This is a genomic window from Brevibacillus sp. FSL K6-0770, from assembly GCF_038000275.1.
Taxonomy (GTDB): domain Bacteria; phylum Bacillota; class Bacilli; order Brevibacillales; family Brevibacillaceae; genus Brevibacillus; species Brevibacillus parabrevis.
Genome location: NZ_JBBOBQ010000001.1, coordinates 3114239 through 3135114 on the forward strand (window position 1 = coordinate 3114239; position 20876 = coordinate 3135114).

15 protein-coding genes are annotated in these 20876 nt (G+C 51.2%); 6 read left to right on the forward strand and 9 right to left on the reverse strand.

All coding sequences use genetic code 11. The features are described from left to right. Positions 1-29 precede the first annotated feature (29 nt). From NST23_RS14580 to NST23_RS14610, 7 genes are all read right to left on the reverse strand, one after another. Positions 30-722: an SAM-dependent methyltransferase gene (locus NST23_RS14580; RefSeq protein ID WP_229049952.1), complete on the reverse strand. Its 693-nt coding sequence runs from the start codon at positions 720-722 to the stop codon at positions 30-32. A gap of 9 nt (positions 723-731) precedes the next feature. Beyond that, positions 732-983, reverse strand: a complete 252-nt coding sequence (locus NST23_RS14585; protein ID WP_122966456.1) for an acyl carrier protein — start codon at positions 981-983, stop codon at positions 732-734. Positions 984-1019: 36 nt separating this feature from the next. Next, positions 1020-2048 carry an HAD-IIIC family phosphatase gene (locus tag NST23_RS14590; protein WP_274875367.1) on the reverse strand — a complete coding sequence of 343 codons (1029 nt, stop codon included), beginning with the start codon at positions 2046-2048 and terminating at the stop codon, positions 1020-1022. Positions 2049-2104: 56 nt separating this feature from the next. Next, entirely contained in the window at positions 2105-2992 is an 888-nt protein-coding gene (locus NST23_RS14595; protein ID WP_122966454.1) for a 3-hydroxyacyl-CoA dehydrogenase family protein, read from the reverse strand. Positions 2993-3108: 116 nt separating this feature from the next. Continuing rightward, positions 3109-6195: a cyclic peptide export ABC transporter gene (locus NST23_RS14600; protein WP_340963984.1), complete on the reverse strand. Its 3087-nt coding sequence runs from the start codon at positions 6193-6195 to the stop codon at positions 3109-3111. Between the two features lie 32 nt (positions 6196-6227). Then, positions 6228-10736: an amino acid adenylation domain-containing protein gene (locus NST23_RS14605; RefSeq protein WP_340963987.1), complete on the reverse strand. Its 4509-nt coding sequence runs from the start codon at positions 10734-10736 to the stop codon at positions 6228-6230. A gap of 420 nt (positions 10737-11156) precedes the next feature. After that, the gene (locus NST23_RS14610) at positions 11157-12350 is read right to left on the reverse strand and encodes a macrolide family glycosyltransferase (RefSeq protein WP_287102173.1); all 1194 of its coding nucleotides are present in this window, start codon (positions 12348-12350) and stop codon (positions 11157-11159) included. A gap of 154 nt (positions 12351-12504) precedes the next feature. Here NST23_RS14610 and NST23_RS14615 point away from each other — a divergent pair, with 154 nt between their 5' ends. From NST23_RS14615 to NST23_RS14635, 5 genes are all read left to right on the forward strand, one after another. Then, positions 12505-13245, forward strand: a complete 741-nt coding sequence (locus NST23_RS14615; RefSeq protein ID WP_122966451.1) for a GntR family transcriptional regulator — start codon at positions 12505-12507, stop codon at positions 13243-13245. Positions 13246-13380: 135 nt separating this feature from the next. After that, the gene (locus NST23_RS14620; protein ID WP_173598181.1) at positions 13381-14349 is read left to right on the forward strand and encodes an SIS domain-containing protein; all 969 of its coding nucleotides are present in this window, start codon (positions 13381-13383) and stop codon (positions 14347-14349) included. Between the two features lie 114 nt (positions 14350-14463). Continuing rightward, positions 14464-15786 carry an ABC transporter substrate-binding protein gene (locus NST23_RS14625; protein WP_281869718.1) on the forward strand — a complete coding sequence of 441 codons (1323 nt, stop codon included), beginning with the start codon at positions 14464-14466 and terminating at the stop codon, positions 15784-15786. A 79-nt stretch (positions 15787-15865) separates the two neighbouring features. After that, a complete protein-coding gene (locus NST23_RS14630) occupies positions 15866-16741 on the forward strand; it encodes a carbohydrate ABC transporter permease (RefSeq protein WP_122966448.1) in 876 nt (291 codons plus the stop codon). Between the two features lie 5 nt (positions 16742-16746). Further along, positions 16747-17646 (forward strand): carbohydrate ABC transporter permease, encoded by a 900-nt coding sequence (locus tag NST23_RS14635; protein WP_370641076.1) that lies wholly within the window; start codon positions 16747-16749, stop codon positions 17644-17646. Between the two features lie 41 nt (positions 17647-17687). On the opposite strand, the gene NST23_RS14640 is transcribed toward NST23_RS14635, so the two are convergent. Continuing rightward, the gene (locus tag NST23_RS14640) at positions 17688-18509 is read right to left on the reverse strand and encodes a PfkB family carbohydrate kinase (RefSeq protein WP_280649268.1); all 822 of its coding nucleotides are present in this window, start codon (positions 18507-18509) and stop codon (positions 17688-17690) included. A 156-nt stretch (positions 18510-18665) separates the two neighbouring features. On the opposite strand from NST23_RS14640, the gene NST23_RS14645 reads away from it, so the two are divergent. Next, positions 18666-19346 (forward strand): S-layer homology domain-containing protein, encoded by a 681-nt coding sequence (locus tag NST23_RS14645; protein WP_122966446.1) that lies wholly within the window; start codon positions 18666-18668, stop codon positions 19344-19346. Positions 19347-19443: 97 nt separating this feature from the next. Here NST23_RS14645 and NST23_RS14650 read toward each other — a convergent pair whose 3' ends face one another. Next, a complete protein-coding gene (locus NST23_RS14650) occupies positions 19444-20775 on the reverse strand; it encodes an MFS transporter (protein ID WP_340963989.1) in 1332 nt (443 codons plus the stop codon). Positions 20776-20876: the final 101 nt, after the last annotated feature.

A 20876-nucleotide genomic window follows, 5' to 3' on the forward strand; every position in this document is an offset into this window, starting at 1 on the left:
TTCAAAATGTGCTTCTGTCTACGATTTGCTTATTTGCATAAAATCGTCAAAAAATCGTAGACATAGCCCTGACTGACTTCTGCGCGAATCGGCTGCAAACCACTGGCTCTGAGCTGCTCCAAAGCGATTTTTTTGGTCAGCAGCTCCCGGTATCCCAGGTTGATTTCTGGGTGAACTTCGTAATAAGCACGCGTCAAAAAGCTATCCATCGGAACGATCAAAATCAAATATCCATCTTCCTTGCAAAACTGTTTGTGGATGGACAAGATTTCGGCCTTCTCTTTAAAATGTTCAATCAAACCAAAACTGCAAACAAGATCAAACGTTTCTGTCAGCTTCAGCGTGAACAAGTCTTCGAGCAAGTACGTAATGCGATCCGCATGGTTATGCGCGACTTGGTTATAGGCGTCGAAGGAGGTTTGGCAATTATCGACCAAAACCCCGCTTCCTTGGTACATCGTCAGCAAAAGCCGCGTCAAAAATCCGGTGCCTGCGCCAAGCTCCAGCACTCTCGGCTCGGGCTTGACCGGAACGTCTCGCAACAGCTTTCGAAGCACGTCGCCAAGCACCAAGCCGAGCAAGTGAGCATTTTCGCGCAAAAGTTCCCGGACGTTTTGAAAATATAGGTTTGCATCGACACCGGGTGTCTCTCCGCTGTTAAGCGTGGTAAAATACTCCGTCCAATTGAAATCAGCACTTGTATTTTTCGTCGTGTAAATCATCTGCTTCACTTATTTGTACACCGATTTGGACTGGATAAAGTTCACGATGTTGTTGATCGTATTGAAGTTGGAAATTTCCATTTCGTCGCTTTCAATCGTCAGCTGAAATTCGCTTTCGATAAACGTGACCAGCTTCATCGCGAACAAGGAATTGACGAAGCCCAGTTCAAAAATATTGTCGTCATCGCTAAATTCCACTTCATCGTCGAATACAACCAGATTGGCCAGAATAAAGTTGCGAATTTGTTCTTGAAGTTGCATGTGTAAACTCTCCTTTTTTTGGTTGGATAGTCATTCCTACGAAACGAGCACATCGATATAAGGCGGGAATTTTTGAATCTGGGTCAAATCGTTTTCCAAGATGACAAAGCCATCTTCTTCTTTGGAAACTTCCTTAAAGTTGGAAAAACGATAGGAAACGTACATCATTTTGTTTCTTTCCGTATTTTTAAAGTCGGCCAGCAATCGTTTGCCGGCTTGCTTGGCCTGCTGCATGATGTGTGCCAGCAATACGGTGCCAACGCCTCTGGAAATCACCCGGCAAGACATGATGAGCAATTTGATATGCCAGTGCGTCTCGTTCATTTCGACCAGGGCGATTCCGATTTTTCCGTACGAGCCGTACTTATCGGTCAGCTCGCACACGAACAGCTTGTGGTCGGGCGAATGGCGGAAATAATTCAGCTCGTCGTAGCTGTATATCCGACCCGTCGAGTTCAGCTGATTCGTGCGGACCGTAAGCTCCTCCGCGCGTTTCAGGCAATCTTCCTGCGCCTCGCTGATTATGAACTTCATGTCCAACGTTTTCAAAAACTCTTCGCTCGTGCCTGTGAAAGACTCTTCCTCCTGCTGACGCTCCATGTCTTGCAAATACATTAACCGCCGTTTTTTCGAGTCCTCCGTAATAAAAGCCGGAATCAGCGAAGGGTGTGTCAGCAGCTCGGTATAGCGCTCGGCGTGCAGGCAGTTGATCGAATCGTGCACGCTTTTCACTTCGTCCAGTTCAAAAGGCTGGTCATCGACGAACAATAGCGTGTCCATCCCGATGTTGATCGCCTGCTGGATCGCCCCGATGGATTTGGACTTCGGCTCCCAATGAATTTGCGGGTACAAAAAATAGTGGTCAATCTCAAACTCTTTCAGCTTGCGCATCGCGTCATCGTAATTGTTTTTGCTTGCCACCGACTGCAAAATGCCGCGCTGATCGAGTTGTTCCATGATTTCCTTGATTTGCGGATAGAGGGCAACATCGTCTCCTTCCGACAAAACGCCCTTCCAGACCGTGTTGTCCAAATCCCAGACGACACATTTAATCCCGTTTTTCAGCTCCATTTGCATGTTCCTTTACATGAAATTTTGATCGGCTTCGTCCGGCACACGGCTTATCTGGCACTGTGCGCCAATGGAGACGCCGCCGTATAATCGAAAAACCCTTTCCCGCTTTTCTTGCCAAGCAGTCCGGCGTCGACCATTTTGACCAGCAGCGGGCACGGGCGATACTTAGGATCGTTGAAGCTCTCGTACAGCACTTCAATCGAGTGCAAAATCGTATCGAGCCCGATCAAGTCCGCGGTTGCCAACGGTCCCATTTTATGGCTGAACCCTAAGCGGAATATTTTGTCGAGGTCCTGCGGCGTCGCTACTTGGTCGTGAATCGCCCAAATACATTCATTAATCATCAGCATCAGCACGCGGTTTGTGACAAAGCCGGGCGAGTCGTTGACCAGTACAGGCTTTTTGTCGACTGATTTCAGGAAGCTTTTGATTTTCTCGATCGTTTGCTCGGACGTGTAGTAGCCACGGATGATCTCCACCATCTGCTTGAGCGGCACCGGATTCATGAAGTGCATCCCGATGACATTTTCCGGCTTGGGCAGCAGCGAGCCGACCTTCGTGATGGAGATGCAGCTTGTATTGACGCCATAAATCGTGTCTTCCGGGCAATATTGTTTCAGCTCAAGGTAGACCTGCTTCTTGGCCTCCCAATTTTCGGTGATGTTTTCAATTACGAACGGCACGGCAGAAAAATCATCGTAAGTCGTGGTGAACAATACGTTGGCGAGCACTTGCTCTATGTCTTTTACCGGAATCTCTTTTTTCATCAGCTTGACCAGCTTGAAGTCTTCGCGCATCTTCTGCTTCGCTTTTTCCAAAATGTCGGGATGCAAATCTTTCAAAATGACGCGATATCCGTGACTAGCCAGGTCCAAAGCCAAATCCGAGCCCATTATCCCGGCTCCGACAATCCCAATCGATTCGAATGTTTTCATTTTCAGCAATCATCCTTTTCTCATAGTAGACAGCGTAACGAACTCATCCTATCCTGTGGCTTCTCTCATTTTGCGCTCTGCCGCCTCCCCTCCTCTCCCGCATTACCCAGAGATTCTCATGCATGCTGTTTCACATGTTCATGAGCGATCTGCCCGACTTCCATTTTCAAAAGCTGATCGGCTACATGGAAATACCTGTCGTCATGCGTAATCGCAATGACGCACTTGCCTTTTTGCTTCATCTCAGGCAGAAGTGTGTTGTAAAAATATTCTCTAAACTCAGGGTCCTGATCGGCAGCCCATTCGTCAAAGAAATAGACCGGTCGATCCTCCATGCAACTGACTAACAAGGCCAACCGTTTTCTTTGGCCCGTAGACAGATTGACCGTGCTGAAGCCGCCATTCTGGATGTGCAGCTTATGGTCGATGCCGAGTTTCAGCAAATATTCTTGTATTTCTTGTTCTTTTTGATTGACGTTGATGCCGTACAACTTCTCGAACAAGTGAAAATCGCTGAAAATGGCGGCAAAATGTTGCCCCAACTCTTCCTGGCGCTGACCATTCACCAACAGTTCACCCCGGTCGGGCTTGTACAATCCCACCAACAGCTTGCCTAATGTCGATTTCCCGCTCCCGTTCCCGCCCGTAATGAAAGTGACCTGACCAGAATGGAAGCTCAGGTTGACCGGACCGACAGTAAACTGCTCGCCCTCGGCGTTTTTATAATGATATTCAACAGCTCTGGCCTCCAAATGAATGTCTTCGCCAGATGGAAGTGCCTCTGTCTTTTGCCCCTCCTGTTTGTCCTCACCGACTTCCAGCTGTCTCGATAGTTCATTCAACCGATTCCAGCTAATCCGCACGCGAATAAAATTCGGAATCGCATCCAAAACGCCGTGCACAGGGCCTGTCATATACAGAAACACAAAAATGTAGGCTCGCAAGGAACTGCTGGCAATATCCGTAAAGACGACAGGGAAAATGAACGCAACGACCCCGATCACGAAGGTGAACAGCAGCTCGCCCATCACAAACACGTTGGCGAAACTTAAATCCCCCTGAATCCGCTTGATCCGGTACGTATCGCAGCTTTGTTGCAACTCATGCTGGAATTGCCCTTTCTTTCCCTTATGGATGCTCAGCTCCTTGAAACCGCCAATCATGTGATTGATGAACTTGAAAAAGGCATTTTGTATGTCCCTCGTCTCTTCCCACACGCGATTGGCATACCGACCTGCGAGAAAATAAAGCCCGGCGGCGACCAAAATCACGACAATGGAAATGAGCAGGCCATACAGATTGACCATGCCTAAATAAATGAAGCAACACAGCAAAGTAACCAGACTGGTGACCCCGAAAATCAAGATGTTGGACACGCCGCTGATCGTTTCCGTATCGTTGTTCAACACGGAGTAGATGCGCTCTTTTTCGATGGCTTCAATGTTTTGGTACGGAGAGTTGAGAATTTTGTCGATCAACTCTGTTCTTTTTTGGAACACCATCTCGTTTGTGATCGTAATCAGTTTGGCCCTGACCAACCTTTGTCCGCACACGTAGATGAGGATGCCCATGATAAAAAAGGAAAACAAGCCGCCCTGAAAACGGTCAGTATGGTTGAGCGCCTCGTTGATGATAAAAATAATCAGCGCATTGCCCAATCCACTGACGGTACTGAGGACGATGATCGGAAAAAAGGTCCGGTCATTCGCTTTTGGAAACACAACCGTCATCCAGTAATAGACGGAAAACAGCACAATCCCCACAAACAAACTAAGGATGGCGACCACAAAGCTTGCAGGCGCCCAGACGTCGACGAAGCTCCAGGACAGCCCGTCAAACAAGACGGAAGGAATTTGCCAAAAACAGTATCCGCACAGCCCTAAACAGACGAGCAGCACGGCAAAGCGATACGCGTTTTTCACAAACCCTGCGGATGGACGCCGCTGTTTTCGGGCGATTTCGCCGAGCGCCTTGGCGGCAAACCAGGCGGTAACCGCAATCAACGGGATCGCGATGCACAAAATGACAACCGCCACCTTGTCGACACTGCTGTAAAGGTCGGAAACGTTTTCCGGCGGTTGCTTGCCTTGCAAAATTTCCATGATTCCCTGACCCATCGCCTGTGTGTGAGCCGAGTTGATATTGGTTAATACCGCTACTCCCAGCTGCTCGCCCGGGCGAATGACGACCGAGGAAGAGTAATTCGGGTTGCTTCCGCCGTGGGACAGCTCGCCGCTGCCTTTTTGGTAGACGAACCAGCCCGCAGCATACGAGGAGCCGTCGCCGCCCGGAAAAACAGAGCGATCCGGCTGATGGGACCGTCTAATCAGCTCGCTGCTCACCTGTTCGTTTGCTCCCGAACCGAGCTGCTTTTTCAGCCAAATCGCCATATCCTCGCTATTGGAAATGATGTATCCGGCTGGCGTATTGCCCCGATACACAGGAGCCTCGTATTCTCGCGCTCCCAAAAAGCCGATTTTATAGCCTTTGGCCATTTCATGCTGCTCGGCTTCCTGACGGAACAGGTAGGAATGCTGCATGCCGAGCGGCGTCAGCACGTTGTCTTTTGCCACTTGTTCAAAAGACTTCCCCGTCACTTTTTCTACGACCAATCCGAGGACATCGTAGTTGATCGACGCATACAGGAAGTGTTCTCCCGGAGAAAAATCGAGCGTCTGTCCTGCGGCTGCCCTGACTGTCCGCTCCAGCGCGTCTGCCTCTTCGCCTGCCGGAATCTCGCCAATCGAGCGGAACGGGATTCCGCTAGTATGGTGGAGCAATTGTTCCAGCGTAATAGGCGGCGTATTTCCTCTGGCATCCTTCATCTGAAACCACGGGAGATACTTTTGCACCGGGTCTTGTAAGCTGAGCAGTCCTTGTTCTTCCAGCGCCAGTATGATCAGGCCAGTAAACGCTTTGCTCGTAGAACCAAGCTCAAACAGCGTTTGTGTCGTCACCGGGCGTTGCGCGGCCACGTCCGCATAGCCAAACCCGCGGTTGTAGATCGTCTCTTCGCCTTTGACAATGACGACAGATACCCCCGGTATTTTGCCGTCCTGCATTTTTTCCTCGATCCAAGCTTCGATGGCTGCGATTTTTTGTTCGTCCAAACTGGTTGTTGCCGCTGTTTCTGCCTGTAATTTCCAGGGAAAAGTCATGGTGAGCAAAAGCAGGACAAGCCATGCCGCGATTCCTTTTCTCATACACTTAACCTCTCATCCCGAATTTTCCGCCGTCAAATGAACAAATTGTCCAACTCTTCTTGCGTAAGCTCTACCGTGTCAAAATCAGAAGGGGTAAACTCCTTCGCTCCGTGCTGGCTGCCATGCAGAATGATCTCGCCCAGATGGCGCTGGAAGTTGCCCAAAAAGCGCTGCATGCTGCTTTCCGTAAACTTGTTCCGGCTAAAGGCAAGCCGTATTTGCAACTGACCATCCAGAACAAAGCAGTTCACATCGATCAGGCAAGTGAGCGGGTTGTCCGGGCTGGTGTTTTGCTGAAAAGCGCCGCCGAGCAGTTTCACGTAGCCGCCGTCAAACGTTTGGGCAAACTCGCCCAAGTAATTAAACCTGACCGTCTGGGGGGCGTAGTCCGGGACAGTCTTTGCCAAATAGCGCAAAATGCCGTAACCAACTCCGTTGTTTGGTACGTTTCTTCGCGTCTCCTTGACATGCTTGATCTGCTCGGACAAAGCTCCGTCTGTGAGCGAGAGGCCAAACGGGTAGAGACTCGTGAACCATCCGACCGTTCTGCCGATATCCAGCTTTTCCGCAAGCTGTTCTCGCCCATGCCCCTCCGTCTCGATTACGATATCCGTCTGTCCTGTATGTTCGCGGATCGCGATGAATAAAGCCGTCAACAGCAGATCGACAGGCTCCGTATTGTAGGAAGCATTGGCTTCGGTCAAAAGTGCCAGTGTTTCCTGCTTGCTCAGCTCGGCAGAAAGGGTGCAGCTGGCAGCCAAACGGTCTGCGCCGCCATCGTGATCAGTCGGAAACGGCACAAACTTTTGCAAGACCGCTTCCCAGTACGCTTTTTCTTTTTCTTTTTCTGCCCCCGCCTCTCTCTCGCTGCGCCAGTAGCCAGCCAAAGACTCTGCCCATTTTTGATAGGAATGCGTCTTCAAAGGAAGTTCCACCGCTTGTCCGAGACAAATTTGCTTGAGCAACGCGTTCAAATCTTCCAGGATGATTCGCCAGGAGACGCCATCTACTAGCAGATGATGGGCAGACAGCAGCAAATGACGCGTGCTTCCGAGATGAATCAGGCAAGCTTTCAGCAAAAGGTCGCGGGACAAGTCTGTGCGCTCCGCCAGTTCATGCGCCACCTGCTCTAGCCTGTCATAGCGCTCGGAATGAGCAATGTCCGTAAACTCGCGCTGTTCGATTGGAAGCGGGGCCAGCAAGTGGTCATTGTTGTAGAACAAATCGCCGTGAGCAGCTCTGACGTTCATGCGCAAGCTGTCGTGGTGCTCCACGAGCTTGAACAGCGCTCGTTCCAGCATTTCTACCGTAACGGCCGGGCTGATTTCCACGAAAACAGTCTGATGATAATGCTGCGGGCTGGGGAATGACCGGGCAAAAAACCAGGCAACGATCGGCGTAGGCAAAATGCTGCCCTCCGCCAGCCCCTGCTCGACAACAGTCAGCTGAACTTCTTCGACAAGCATGGCCATCTCCTCCATGATGGGGGTGGACAGCATCTCCTTGACCTTGATCTGGTAGCCTTTCGCACTCAGCCTGGAAGCGATCTGAATAGCTTTGATCGAGTCTCCGCCCATATGGTAAAAGTTGTGCTTGCGACCGATCTGCCGGACGCCAAGAACTTCTTCCACTGTCTGAATGAACTGCTTTTCTTTTTCGCTCGAATAAGCGTCATATTCGATGTGTTCCGTGCTTGGCAGCTCGATCTCAGCCAAGGAGCGCGTGTCGACCTTGCCGTTGGCTGTGAGCGGGATTTCTTTTACCTCGATGAAATGATGAGGGACAAGGTAATCCGGCAACTGCCGTGCCAAATGCTGTTTCAGCTCAAAACTGGCGATCTCGCCCGCCGCGACGTAATAGGCGCACAGCATCACGGTTTGCTGTTTGTCTTCCCTGTCGAGGACAACCGCCTTTTTTACAAGCGGATGCTGGAGCAACTGGTTTTCGATTTCGCCCAATTCAACCCGGTAACCTCTGATCTTGACTTGCTGGTCGCCCCTGCCCAAATACTCCAGCTTGCCATCCGGCAAAAACCTGCCAAGGTCTCCCGTCTTGTACATCCGCTCGCCAGGAACGAACGGGTCGTCGATAAATTTCTCTCTGGTCAGCTCCTCATTGCGGAAGTACCCTCTCGCCACTCCGTCGCCCGCAATATACATTTCCCCGACAGCGTAGGTCGGGACAGGAGCCAACTGTTTGTCCAGTACGTATATGCGGACATTGTCGGCCGGCTTCCCGATGGGCACAGCGGCTCTTGTGTCCGTCACGGGATCAAAAGCGTGAATCATGCACCCGACTACCGTCTCGGTTGGGCCGTACTCGTTGAGAATCTCGATGTTTCCTCCGAAGCTGTCGCAGACGCTTTTGGCGAGGCTGACCTTCAGATTTTCACCGCCTACGATGAACCTTTTCACCGAACAATTCCGATTGTCACGATCTGTTAACAAAGATAAATGCGAAGGCGTAAGCTTGACGATCGTCGCTTTGTTCTCACGCAAAATGCGGAACAGCACATACTCGTCTTCTGTGTGGCTGTAGACCATGATCGTGCCGCCGCTAATCAGCGGAGTAAACACGGAGGTAATCGTCAGGTCGAACGCCAAAGACGAATAGAGCGGGAACACCTCGTCATCCTGCTTGACATACATCTTTTTCGCCCAGCAAATGTAATTGACCAGCCCGCGGTGTTCCACCATCGTGCCCTTCGGCCTGCCCGTAGAACCGGATGTATAAATCATGTACACCATATCCGCAGGCGCGCTTTCAGCCTGCAAGTTAGTGGATGCATACGCTGTGCAGTCGACGTCCGGCAGGCGGATGATCTGTCCAGTGAAGCCCCACTCGTCCGCCGGGTCCACATTCGTCAGCAAAAGCTGGGTGCCGGAGTTTTGCAGCAAATAGCGAGTTCGCTCGGCTGGATTGTCAGGATCGATCGGCATGAAGGCGCCGCCCGCTTTTCCGACGGCAATCAGCCCGATCACAGTTTCCAAAGAGTGCGTGGTCAACAAGCCTACGATCGTTTCTCGCCCAACCCCTTGTTCTTTTAAATATCTGGCAAGCTGGTTGGCTTTCTCGTTCAATTGCTGGTAGGTCAAAAACTTTTCGCCATATTGGACGGCGAGCTTGTCCGGCGTTTTTGCTGCCTGCGCTTCAAAAAGCTGATAGATCGTTTGGTCGCGCGGATAAAAGGCATCTGTCCTGTTGTACTCCACTACCAGTTTTTGCTGCTCTTCCTCGGAGAAAAGCGTAAGCTGCTTGATCGGCTCGTCGGGCCGGGCCACGATTTTCCGGGTCAAAGCGGTCAGACGAGCAAACAAATCCTCGATCTGCTCTTCCGTGTAGTCGCTCGTTTTGTAGTCAAAACTGATGCTGATGCGACCGGAGTCCGACCATTCCTTGATGACTAGCTGCATCGAATAAATTTGGTGCCCGCTGTAAAACTCGACATTCTCGACCGCGCAGCCGTCCCAATCCGTCTGGAGCGCTGTATTGTAGTAATTGATACACACATCAAACAGCTGATGGTAGCCTCTTTTTTTCAGCTCCACGTCCTGAATCAGCAAGTCATACGGATAGCGCTGATGGAAAAAGCAATCCAAAAGCTCCCTGTTGACCCGAGCCACCATGTCCGCGACAGAACAGCGATCGTCGATGGTAAAACGAAACGGCATCGTGCTGGTAAACATGCCAAACATGCTCTTTTGCTGCTTCCCGGATCGATTGAGCACCGGCGTGCCAATCACGAGATCCTCGCGCCCGGTAAACTTGTGTACATACAGCAAGTACAGCGCCACAAAAATGGTATTCAGCGACCAGTTGTTTGCTTTTGCCCACTCTTTTACTTGATTGGAAAGCTCGGCACTCCATTCATGCGTGATGCGGTTTCCCGGCAATGTGTCTGAGCTTTTTTCCACATACGCGTCAGGAAGATCGCGGAATTTCTCGTTCCAAAACGTCCGGTTTTTCCAGAAGCGCTCCGACGCAAGATAGTCCCGCTCGTGGTCGATGTAAGCCAGGTAGCTCGGAGCAGACTGATGGTCAGAGACTTCCTCTCCGCGCACAAGCTTGCCGTAATGTTCCCGAATATGCTCGGTCATAATGTTGATCGACCAGCCATCGGCGATCATGTGATGCAACTTGACCAGGTAGCCATGTTCCTCGTCCGAGATGCGAAACAGGGCAAAATAAAAAAGCCTCTCGTTTTCGATGACGAACGGCTTTCTCGCTTCCGCTTGCACCCAATCGGCAAAATCTTTTCGCGGCTCTTTGCCTGTTGAGAAATCGATATAGTCCAGTGGGAACGGGGCAAACGGACTCACGTATTGCTGCGGCTCTCCGCTGCGGTTCAAAACTCGCAGCCGCAAAGCTTCATGTTCTTCCATAAGCAGATGAATCGCTTTTTCAAGCGCGGGCATCTGTACAGTGCCTTTTATCATTACGGTTCCGCCAATGTTGTGCAAAGGAGTGTCAGGATAAATCTGCTCGATTGACCAGATTCTTTTTTGCGGATGAGTCAGTGGATAGTACGTGATTTGCTCCATGTCTAGCGATTCCTCCATCATCTTTGAAACTTTTTTCGCTTTTGAATGGCAAACATACCAAAAACGGCAATGCTTCGCCCTTTCATGTATCGATCTGCCGATACACTCCACTGCGCTGCATTGCCGTATGACCCCTTCATTCCTCTAAAGTGCCTAAGCTTCAATAGATTCACTCAGGTTGCTGTGCTATTAGATTCAAACGGGGCTTTTTCGAACGAATACTTCCCTGACTTCTCATGATCGCATGTTTGCTAACGTCCGTAATTCCTTTAGAAAAATTTTAATCCATCCGCCAGTCAATTTCAATCTTTTTCCACTTTTTTATAGAAATGACAAACTTGTGACGAGAAAATGTCGTGGCAATCTCTCAGGCGTCCATTGCGATACAAGCCCTGGTCGTCTGCGAGTTCCTTCCAACCGCTATCGACCTCTCCACTGCAAAATCTCATCCACCGCTTGCCGATAACCGCCTGCTCGTTGAAACGATTCGCTGACCGTTGCAGCAGCTTTGCGGAAGGACGGCTGCTGAAGCACCTGCTCGGCGGCTTCGCGCAGTTCGCTTGCGGTCAAGTTTTGCATGTCCAAAGCAAGTCCTGCCCCCAGCTTGGCAACTTGTCCGGCAATGACGGGCTGATCCGCGCCTTGCGGGAGAACAACGAGCGGCACCCCGTAGTAAAGCCCCTCGCTCGCACTGTTCATCCCGCCATGCGTAATAAACAGTTTGGCATGCTGGAGCACATCGAGCTGGGGAACATAGCTTTTCACCAAGAAGTTTTCAGGGATGTCTCCCAGATCAGCAAGCTGCACTTTGTTCCCGATCGACATGACAACAGTATGCTCTGTATTGCCGAATGCCTGAAAGCAAAGCTGATAAAAGTCAATCGAATGATTCACGATGGTGCCCAATGAGATGTAAATCGGATGGTTCTTTTTGATTTGCGCTAGATCGAAGCGATCTTGCGAGTAGCGCGGAGCGATCGATGGGCCGACAAATTTGTATGTATGGTCGAACGCTTCTGCAAAAGGTTGAAACTCCCTTGATGTGTAAACAATGCTCAATGGTGCCGGATTGCAAAACACTTCGTAAGGCGAATGAATCTGTACCCCGTACTTTTCCTGCACGCTGGCTGTCAGGCGTTGAAATTCTTCTTCGCTCGCTTTCCTCAACTCTAGAGACATTTCGCGCGAAAGCTGCTCCAGCGTCTCCTCGAAAGAAGCTTTCGTCTGGGCAAAAGAAGTACAAGAGCTAATCGCCGGAAGCTGGAGCATCTCGGCAAGCAATCGGCCGCAGCCAAACATGGAGTCGTGAATGATATAATCAAACTGCTCGCCTTTTATCTGCTCCAAAACGCTCGGGATGACGATATCCGCTGTGTGCAAAAGTCCGTTGACTCTCTGCAGCAAGTAATTTCTGCCCCCTGAGATGAACGCCTGGATGAATTTTTGTCCGTCAAAAGTTCGTACCGTAGCGCCCGCCTGCTCCAAGCGTTCCCGATAAGCTTCAATCGCAACGTACGCGACCTCTTCCCCGCGCGAAACAAGCTCTTGGACCACGCCGACTGTCGGGTTGACATGTCCTTCCGAGCCGCCGTTAACGAATAAGACACGAGCCATATGTACCAGTCCTTTCCACCAACAATTATGTTTATCATAGCGTCCCGTCAAGCGTAATGCCAGTGAAGCGCCTTTTTGCGAAAATGCTTGCATGACCGAAATATGATATATTATTATAAGACGATTTAAAATTTTTTGATCGGAGACAAAAGCGATGAAATTAAATAACGCGAGTCACAAGCCGCTCTACCTCCAACTCAAGGAAGTCATCAAAGAAGATATCAATCGTGGTGTATACAAATCAGGTCAGCAGCTCCCGCCGGAAGGAGAACTGTGCGAAATGTACGGGGTGAGCCGGATTACGACCCGCCGAGCCATCACGGAGCTGGTCGAGGCTGGCATTTTGCAGCGCCAGCAAGGAAAAGGCACGTTCGTCACGGCTACCAAATTGAAGCGTGAGCTGATCGCAGTCAACGGCTTTTCCGAGTTTCTCACCCAGACCGGGCAGTTGCCGCAGCCGCAAATTATTTCAACCGCGCTGATCGAGGCGGACGAAGCGATCGCGTCCCCTTTGCAAATAGCCGTTGGGACACCGATCCTGCAATTGAAGCGGCTGCACTACGTCAACGACGCCCCGCTTGTTTGGGAAACCGTCTACTATCCGCTGACGCGCTTCCCCCAGCTGGAAAAGTATATTGCCGAGTCGATTTCGACGTATCAGGTGCTGAAAAAATACTACCAGGTCGAGCCTGCCTCCAACCTGAAAACGCTGAATGTAATCATGGCGACCCAGGAAGAAGCCGAACTGCTGCGCTGTTCCATCGGCACGCCGCTCTACCAGATCGACAAGGTAGCTTACGATAACACAGGCAGTCCCTTCCACTCTTCCAGCTCGCTGATCCCGACCGATCGCGTCACGTTTACCATCAATACCGGGCAAAACCGCAGCCAATGACACTGGACGAAGCATCCAGTGTTTTTGTTGTGGACGGCTTCTTGGTAAATTTTTCGAAAAATCAGTTGATTGTCTGTTTATAAGATGTTATATATTGTTATATAACCAATCCATTCATTTCAAGGAGGTCTTCTCATGTTACATCCTCACGTTCAGCAAGCTTTGGATGCAATCAGCTCCCGCCCGATCGAAAACGTCTTTCTCGTCGCTTGCGGCGGATCATCTGCCTTGATGTATCCAAGCAAATACTGGCTCGACCGCGAAGCGAAAACGATCTACTCGGACTTGTACAGCTCCAATGAATTTATTCACCGCAACCCCGCCACGCTCGGCGCGAAGTCGCTCGTCATCTTGTGCTCCCACTCCGGCAATACGCCTGAGACGGCCGAAGCAGCCAAATTTGCCCGCAGCAAAGGCGCCCTCACCGTTTCCTTGACCCACGAACCGTCCTCCCCATTGGCCGAAGCATCGGAGCACGTCATCACGTACAGCTATGGCCCGGACGCGCCCGCTTTTGAAACCAACTACTCGATCATGTATCAACTCGTGACAGGACTGCTCTACGTCAAAGAAGAAAACGCCAAATTCCACCGCTTCATCCAGTCCCTGCAAAGCTTGCAAACCGTGTATGATCGGGCGAAAAGTCAGTTTATGGACCGGGCAAAAGCGTTCGGGGAAGCCAACAAGGACGAAAACATCATCTACACCATCGCCAGCGGAGCCAATTTCGGCGTAGCCTACTCCTTCGCGATCTGCATCCTGATGGAAATGCAGTGGATTCACTCGCATGCGATCCACGCCGGAGAATATTTCCATGGTCCGTTCGAAATTCTCGACAAAAACGTGCCCGTCATTCAACTGCTTGGGCTGGACGAGACTCGCCCGCTGGAAGAGCGCGTGCAGACGTTCAATCAGCAGTACGGCGAAAAGCTGATCACGCTGGATGCCAAAGAGTTCGACCTGTCCGAAATCGCCGACGATCTGCGCGGCTATATCGCTCCGCTCGTATTGAATTACGTTTTGCGCCAGTTTGCCAATGAACTCGCAGATGCCCGCAACCACCCGCTTTCGACCAGACGTTACATGTGGAAAGTCGCTTACTAAGACGCGGAGAACATTTGTTGTTTGACAATTCTTAATTTTATATCATAATATAATGTCATAATATGATATAAAATTTTCCTGCACGATTCCTACAAGATAAAAGGGGGCAATGTCTTGAAAAGGATACTTCGGTTCGCCACTGGTCTTTTGCTTATTTTCTCGCTCGCAACTGGCTGCTCGACTGCTGATACGCCCAAGCAAGCTTCTGCAGACCCTGGCGGAAATCAAGTCTCCCCCGCTGCGGATCAGCAGGTCACCTTGCGTTTTTTCCACCGCTGGCCCAGAGACCCTGACAAAACCTACTTCGAACAAGTCGTCAAAGCGTTTGAACAGGAAAATCCGAACATCAAGATTGAAACAGAGGCGGTGCTAAACGACGCCTACAAGGAAAAAATCAGCGTCCTGCTCGGCACGGACAATCCCCCTGACATTTACTTTTCGTGGAGCGGCGAATACGCCTACAAGTTTGTGCGAGGCGGCAAAGCGCTCGATTTGACCAGCTACGCCCAGGAAGACAAAGCCTGGCATGATCAGCTGATGGAATCCCAGCTCGTGCCGTTTACGCTGGACAACAAGCTGTACGGCGTGCCACTCACGATCGACGGCAAAACGTTTTTCTACAACAAAGACATTTTCGCCAAGCTGAATCTCGCCGTCCCAACCACCTGGTCAGAGTTCCTCTCCACCCTGCAAACGCTAAAGGACAACGGCTATACTCCGATCACCTTCGGCAACAAGGCGCCATGGGCTTCTTCCCACTACATCGGCACGCTGAACCAGCGCATGGTCGATGAAAACACGCGGGAAAAAGACTACAACCGCGCCACCGGAACGTTTGAAGACCCAGGCTATGTAGAAGCGCTGAAAAAAATGCAGGAGCTAATCCCCTATTTCAACAAAGATGTCAACGGCCTGGATCATGAGTTTGCCAGACAAATGTTCATCGACCAGAAAGCGGCGATTTTTTACGCCGAGACCGCAGAAGTGCGGCTGGTAGAACCGAAGACGAAGTTTCCATGGGGATTCCTCGACTTCCCGGCGATCGAAGGCGGCAAAGGCAATCCGAAATTTTTGACAGGCGCTCCCGAGGGCTTCATGATTTCGGCCACCACGAAGCATCCAAAAGAAGCCGTGAAGTTCCTGCAATTTTTGACCTCGAAAGCGCAAGCCGAAAAATTCGTCAAGGATGTCGGCAAGTATAGCGCCGTCAAAGGGGCTGTCAACGCAAATACCGCCACTCCGCTCGGCATCGAGGCTGTAGAGCGCGTGACCGCAGCAGAAGGCTTGGCTTTGTGGCTCGATACCGATCTCGATATCAAAATTGTCGACGCCTATCTCGCAGGCACGCAGCAAATGCTCAACGGAGAAAAATCGCCGGAGGAAATCATGCAAGATGTTCGCAAGGCAGCGCAGCAGGTGCGGGAACAGTCCAAGTAACAAGGTAAGCGCCCAAAAAGCACGGCAGTGGAGTCCCGAGCGGCTCCACTGTCTCTTCATACACTTAGGGGGGAACGATATGCTCCAGCGAAAATATGCGGGTTACTTGTATGTCCTTCCAGGCTTTTTGTTGATCCTCCTCTTTATTTACTTCCCGATTGTCCAAAACATCCAGTTCAGCTTGTTTGAATGGAGCGCTTTCTCCGCAGACAAAACGTTCGTCGGACTGGCCCAATACGCGAAGCTGTTTCACGACCCGATCTTTTACCAGGCGCTTGTGAACAACATCTACTACGCCGTCATTTCTCTCATCTTTCAAGTTTTTGGCGGGCTTGTCCTGGCGGCTGTTCTGGAAGACAAAGTGTTTCGCAAAATCTCCCCGCTCTTTCGCACGATTTACTTCACGCCTGTCATCATCTCGATCACCGTCATCGCTCTGCTGTTTGACTTCATCTACCATCCGCAAGTCGGCTTGCTGAACGGCTTTTTGTCCGCCATCGGACTGGAGAGCTGGACACGGGCGTGGGTTGGAGATTCTGCGACAGCCATCTTTGCGGCGATTGCCGTCTCCCAGTGGCAAAGCATCGGCTACATCATGATGCTGTTCATCGTCGCGATCCAGAAAATCCCGCAAGAGCTGTACGAAGCCGCCGAAATCGACGGCGCAAGCAAAATCCGGATGTTTTTTCACGTCACGGTTCCGCAAGTGCGGGAGATGACGTTTGTTACCTCCACGATTACGCTGGCTGGCGCCTTTACCGTTTTCAATGAAGTCTACATACTCACGGGCGGTGGCCCCGGTCACGCTTCCGAGGTGCTCGGCACCTACTTGTACCAGTCCGCCTTCGTTCACGACCAGATGGGCTACGCGTCGACGATCGCCAATGTCATTTTGGCTATCACACTGTTAATTTCACTCGTGCAAATGAAGCTATCCAAGACTGGAGAGGAGTAATCGACATGCAGCAAAATATGGAAACGGTTTCACAGCAAAACGCAGCTCCCCTCCTGCCGACAGCGAAGAAACAGCGCAGCAGACGAGGCTTGACATGGGGCAGTTCCAGCCTTTTGGTCATTTTGCTGCTGTACTTCGTCGCCATCGCCTACCCGTTGTTCTGGATGGTGATGAACTCGCTCAAGGAATCTTCCGAGATTTTCAGCGACAGCTGGGCGCTTCCGACACAATGGCTGTTCGAAAATTACGTGACAGCCTGGGAGCAAGGGATTTCCGCCTACTTTTTAAACAGCGTCATCGTCACCAGCCTGACTTGCTTTTTGACCGTGCTGTTAAGCGCTCTCGGGGCGTATGGCCTAACCCGCTTTTCGTTTCGCGGCAAGCGGCTCGTGCTGGTTTTGATTCTCGGCGGATTGATGCTCTCTCCGCAAGTCAGCCTGATTCCCCTTTACAAACTGATCCAGAGTCTCGGGCTGTTCAACACGTACTGGGCTTTGATCATCCCGTACGTCGCCTACCGGCTTCCTTTTACCGTGCTGTTGATCCGCGCGCACTTCCTGACGATCCCGAAAGAAATCGAGGAAGCGGCTTACATGGATGGCTGTAGCAGCTTCAGCGTGTTCACCCGCATTTTTTTGCCGCTCAGCACCCCGATCCTGCTGACGTCTGCGCTGTTGACGGCTTACTTTTCCTGGAACGAGTTTTTGTTTTCCATCATCTTCATTGACGATAACAAGCTGAAGACGATCCCTTCCGGCTTGATGGCGTTCCGGGACATGCTGCAAACCGATTGGGGCGTGCTGCTCGCTGGCTTGACCATCTCTGCGCTGCCGATCATCCTGCTCTTTTTGTTCATGCAAAAATACTTCGTCAGGGGCCTGACGAGCGGGGGCATAAAAGGATAAAAGAAGCTAGAAGATGTCTCTAGCTTCTTTTTTTTGACCGATCAACCAACTTTGGGAACGCCGTATCCGAAAGCGCCGTAATGTCCGCACGTCTGGGCCGCCGCTACTGACGCCTGCCTCAGCGCCGCTTGCATGTCGCCGTCTGGATGGTACTTCATTAAAAACATGGCGATAAACGAGTCTCCCGCACCCAACGTGTCTACGACCTCGGTCGGAACAATTTCTTGGCGGTACAGCTTGCCTGCTTCGGAAAAAATCGCTCCTTGCGCGCCGCGCGTCACCCCGACGACTTTTGTTCCCAGATGATGCACTTGCTGGACGAGCTGGTGGCACTCGTCTTCTGTCAGGTCGCTCCCCGAGAAAAAGCCGTAGTCGACATAAGGGCATACTCGCTCCAAATAGGCAGGCGTCCAGCGCGTCGAAAAGTCGAAGGAAATGCGGATCGCTTTGTGCAATTCGGGCAACTCGTGCTCCAGATTGCTGTAAATGCTCGTGTGCAGCAGCTCATGCCTGGCTATGTACGCCTTGTCGTCATCGGTCAGCCTTAGCCCCATGTACGCTTGCACACCGCCTTTGTTGGAACCGACGAACACGCGATCACCGTCGGCGTTGAGGGAAACGATCGCTTCTCCATTCGGGCCGATCGCTTGACGCAAGCGGGAAATATCGATCTTTTCCAAAAGCAGAGTCTGTCTGACATGATCAGCCGCCTGGTCGTTGCCGATGATGCCAATGTACGAGGACACATCTGCCTGATACCGTTTGCCCAGCACCGCTACGTTCAGCGCATTGCCCCCGGGAAAAATTTCGCCGCGGTCTTTGTAGTAATCCACCACATTATCGCCAATCGCAATCAGTTTCATCACGTTTCCCCCTGTGAGTTAATTAGTACGTCTTATAACATTATATAATAAACAGAAAAGGCAGTCTATTTATTCTGCAAAATGACTCCGTGAAACATTCGCGAAAAACCGTCGTCCTACAGGTGAAGCTTTTCAAAAACAGCCGAGGTGATAATCATGAAAGCCACTCGCAAACTGCTCGCCTTTTCTACTTTTGCCTTACTGACACTGTCTATGGCCCAACAAGGCTTTGCCGCCTCCGCTCCGTTTACCGATTTGCAAAATGTAGCGGCTAAAGATAAAATCATGGCGTTGCAACAACAAGGAATTTTACGGGGCGTGGACGATCATCGCTTTATGCCGGATGCGACGATTACGGCTGCCCAAGGCATCCAGTTGATCGTCAGTGCGTTCCGTCTCAACATCGACAACATTCGCTTTATCAAAGAGCCGAAAGCAACCGACTATTTTGCCAAGGCCGATAACGATGCCTGGTACTCCAACGTGTTGATCATCGCCGCAAACAACGGACTCGATCTGCCAGCCGACCTTGAACCGGAGCAGATTTGGACGAAAGAACAGTTTATTCATCAGCTCATGCTGGCGATGGAAACACACTACGATTTGCCGATGATCAAAATCGCTCCCCGCGACTTCGCCGATCTGGAGCAACTGAACCCAAGCTACCAGGGCACGATTCAGCGGGCGCTCGTTCTCGGAATCGCCAAGCTGGATGACGGGCAAAAAATGCACCCGCGCGATGCGATTACGCGCCAAGAAGCAGCGGAAATCATCTACAATGCGCTGGAGTACGTCAAAGCACATCCAGGGCCTGCCGAAAGCACGCCAGCCAAATAAGCCAAGCAAAAGCCGCTCCTTCGCAGGAAAAGAGCGGCTTTTTTGTTGCGGTTGTGAAGCATCTGCGTCTGCAATCGCTATCGCGCCAGTAAGCCTGTCAATGAGACTGCTGTTGTACTGCCGCAGGTTTCGCCACTAACAGGAAATGCAAGCAAATCACGACGGCCATGCCGAGAAAAATCAGGCTGTAGTTGCCCGTTTTCTCAAAAAGCCTGCTCGCTGCCGCCGGGCCAAAGGCCATCCCGACGAAGTTCAGCAAGTTGTAAAAGCCTAGCCCTACGCCGATTTTGCTTGGCAGCAATGTTCGCGGAACGAGATTGTTCAGCGAAACTTGAATCGCGGAGTAGCTCATCATGGTCAGCAGTAACAAGATCGTGACGACGATGATATCTGGCCGCGGAATCACCCCCATCGCGAGGAAGCCTGTCATCATCATCACGGTCGCCGCGAAAATGATTTTTCCCCCTCCGACTCGCGGCAGCAGCTTTCCGCTGGCAAAGCTGGACAAAACGCCCGAAATGCCCCCGAGGAACAACAGCAAACCGACAACAAACGGCGAAAGCTTGTGCACATGGATCAAATAGAGCGGCGCAAGGAACATGTTGGCCATCGCGCCGACATTCATCAAAAAGCCGATTCCGATCAATCGCAAGTAAGCCTGGTTGGCAAACAAGTCGCGTTCCACGAATGGCGCAGAAGTCCTGGGCAGCCACCATTTGAAGCCAAAAGCGAATGCGAGCGCCAAAAGAAAGAACAGTCCGTTCAGATTGACCGCAAACAAAACAGCCACGATGACGCCAAATAACAGTGCCGCTCCGGCAAAATCAAACGGAAGCGACGCTGGCGACTGCTGCTGCTCCTCTTTTGGCATGAACTTGATCAAAAGAGCGATGGCAACGATAGCGATGACCATGAGCAAAAACAAGTACCGCCATCCCAGCGTGTGCGTAACGGCTCCCCCTACCAACGGGCCGATCCCCGCCGCCAGCGCAATCGTCGCACTGAACATCGCCAAAGCGCCAGGCCGCTTCTCCGGCTGCAAAAATCTCGCTACCGAGATCATCGACAAGGAAATAAACGCGGAGCCGCCGCTTGCCTGAATGATCCGCCCGATGATGACCGCTGCAAAGGAAGAAAAACCAAAACCGATCAGCGACCCGGCAAGAAACAAGACGAGAGCGAAGATCAGCAGGCTTTTGACGCGAAAGCGATCCGCCAGTTTGCCATACGTAATCGAACCGATCGCGACCATCATCGAGTATCCGACGACAATCCAGCTGACCTGCGACGGACCGATTGACAATTCTTCGGAAATATCCGCGAGTGCGACATTAAACAGGACGGCATTGATCACGGCCAGCATGATCACAAAGCATAAGGTCAAAACGAGCCAAGTCGAATACAAGCTTTTCTTTTGTTCAAGCATCATGGACACCCCAAAAATTTTATAGTATTAAAACTCTCAAACTAAAGTACCGACGAACAGACAATGCGCACGCTTTGTACTTGCACGCATTTACGTGTTTTGCG

What these genes read in the sequence shown, in the direction of transcription:
- NST23_RS14640 (WP_280649268.1), bottom strand. Translation starts at nt 18,509, where the DNA reads ATGAAACTGATTGCGATTGGCGATAATGTGGTGGATTACTACAAAGAC.
- NST23_RS14580 (WP_229049952.1), bottom strand. Translation starts at nt 722, where the DNA reads ATGATTTACACGACGAAAAATACAAGTGCTGATTTCAATTGGACGGAG.
- NST23_RS14605 (WP_340963987.1), bottom strand. Translation starts at nt 10,736, where the DNA reads ATGGAGCAAATCACGTACTATCCACTGACTCATCCGCAAAAAAGAATC.
- NST23_RS14645 (WP_122966446.1), top strand. Translation starts at nt 18,666, where the DNA reads ATGAAAGCCACTCGCAAACTGCTCGCCTTTTCTACTTTTGCCTTACTG.
- NST23_RS14650 (WP_340963989.1), bottom strand. Translation starts at nt 20,775, where the DNA reads ATGATGCTTGAACAAAAGAAAAGCTTGTATTCGACTTGGCTCGTTTTG.
- NST23_RS14615 (WP_122966451.1), top strand. Translation starts at nt 12,505, where the DNA reads ATGAAATTAAATAACGCGAGTCACAAGCCGCTCTACCTCCAACTCAAG.
- NST23_RS14610 (WP_287102173.1), bottom strand. Translation starts at nt 12,350, where the DNA reads ATGGCTCGTGTCTTATTCGTTAACGGCGGCTCGGAAGGACATGTCAAC.
- NST23_RS14620 (WP_173598181.1), top strand. Translation starts at nt 13,381, where the DNA reads ATGTTACATCCTCACGTTCAGCAAGCTTTGGATGCAATCAGCTCCCGC.
- NST23_RS14585 (WP_122966456.1), bottom strand. Translation starts at nt 983, where the DNA reads ATGCAACTTCAAGAACAAATTCGCAACTTTATTCTGGCCAATCTGGTT.
- NST23_RS14630 (WP_122966448.1), top strand. Translation starts at nt 15,866, where the DNA reads ATGCTCCAGCGAAAATATGCGGGTTACTTGTATGTCCTTCCAGGCTTT.
- NST23_RS14595 (WP_122966454.1), bottom strand. Translation starts at nt 2,992, where the DNA reads ATGAAAACATTCGAATCGATTGGGATTGTCGGAGCCGGGATAATGGGC.
- NST23_RS14600 (WP_340963984.1), bottom strand. Translation starts at nt 6,195, where the DNA reads ATGAGAAAAGGAATCGCGGCATGGCTTGTCCTGCTTTTGCTCACCATG.
- NST23_RS14635 (WP_370641076.1), top strand. Translation starts at nt 16,747, where the DNA reads ATGCAGCAAAATATGGAAACGGTTTCACAGCAAAACGCAGCTCCCCTC.